We start from the raw sequence: 414 nt of genomic DNA on the forward strand, positions 1-414 counted from the left end.
ATGATGAATTAGCAGACGGAACTGATGACCATGTATATGATCCGTTATTTGGTACATCTGTAGCAATCTGTATCCATGAAGCCCCTGAATTTGTTGTATACTCAAGTTTAACACTGCTTACCTGCAAATTTACTTTTGCAATTTTATCATTAATTTTTATTCCTGTTTTCTTTCCCCCGGGTACAATTTTATTTTGTTTAACGCTGTTCCACCGGATATACTGGCTTGAACCTGACTGCCATTGTTCACCACCGTTTGGAGCAGCAAGTGTTAATGCATCTTCCGGAGATACTGTAAAGACACTGTCACTTGCATCGGAAGGATAACCATCCTCAACATTTGTAATTCTTATTTTTGCATTTGCCGATGGAAAATCAGGGAGCGGATCCCAGATAAAATAGCCATCACTCTGTG

General features: G+C 39.4%; 1 protein-coding gene. It reads right to left on the minus strand.

Annotation, left to right across the window (positions count from 1 at the left end; translation table 11 throughout):
* Window positions 1-414, minus strand: a 414-nt coding sequence (locus I6F16_RS37690) for a hypothetical protein (RefSeq protein ID WP_225174801.1), incomplete at both ends; no start/stop codon positions are given.

Origin of the sequence: Bradyrhizobium sp. IC4060, assembly GCF_020193715.1 — a bacterium.
Lineage (GTDB): Bacteria > Pseudomonadota > Alphaproteobacteria > Rhizobiales > Xanthobacteraceae > Bradyrhizobium > Bradyrhizobium yuanmingense.